This window comes from Pseudomonas sp. LJDD11, assembly GCF_024584215.1.
GTDB lineage: Bacteria > Pseudomonadota > Gammaproteobacteria > Pseudomonadales > Pseudomonadaceae > Aquipseudomonas.
This window is the reverse complement of the sequence record NZ_JANJFL010000073.1, coordinates 1-824: the sequence shown is the minus strand read 5'-3', so window position 1 is coordinate 824 and position 824 is coordinate 1. Positions and strand designations below refer to the sequence as shown.

1 protein-coding gene is annotated in these 824 nt (G+C 57.8%); it reads left to right on the top strand.

Going from position 1 to position 824, the window contains the following annotated elements:
* Positions 1-176: 176 nt before the first annotated feature.
* Positions 177-824, top strand: a 648-nt coding sequence (locus NRB16_RS28785; RefSeq protein ID WP_257107551.1) for an ABC transporter substrate-binding protein, incomplete at its 3' end; no start/stop codon positions are given.

Sequence of the window (824 nt, the reverse complement as noted above, 5' to 3'; positions counted from 1 at the left end):
GTGGTTGCACCCTGTGCATTCCAGACGGTTGCACGGCCCTTTTTCAAGGGCAGACCACTGTCGGGGCGGCTGCGCGAACATTCCCGCCCGCCGAATGAAAAGTGATGGCACGCCCCTTGCTCTAAGCAATTCTTGTAGTTGCAGTGCTAATTAAAAAAACCTCAGGAGCACCACTCATGTCGCATACGTTTTACAGGAAAGGCTTTCTGGCAATCGCAGTGGCAACTGCATTGGGCGTGTCTTCGTTTGCTCAAGCTGACGTGAAGATTGGCGTTGCAGGTCCGATGACCGGTGCCAACGCATCGTTTGGCGAGCAATATATGAGGGGCGCGCAGGCAGCGGCTGATGCAATCAACGCGGCGGGCGGCGACAATGGAGAGAAGATCGTACTGGTAAAGGGCGATGATGCCTGCGAGCCGAAGCAGGCCGTGGCTGTCGCTAACCGTCTGGTCGATCAGGACAAGGTTGTGGGTGTTGTGGGGCACTTCTGTTCGTCATCCACCATCCCGGCCTCTGGGGTTTACAGCGATGCCGGTGTGATTGTTACCACTCCAGGCTCCCCCACCCCGACTGTCACCGAGCGTGGCCTCAAGGAAATGTTCCGCATGTGCGGACGTGACGATCAGCAGGGTGTTGTCGCTGGCGACTACATCGTGGACGTGCTCAAGGGCAAGAAAATCGCGGTTATCCACGACAAGGACACCTACGGTCAGGGTCTGGCCGATGCAACTCGTGCACAACTGGCCAAGCGCGGCGTGAAAGAGGTGCTGTACGAAGGCCTGACCCGTGGCGAGAAAGACTTCAGCGCCCTGGTCACCAAGATC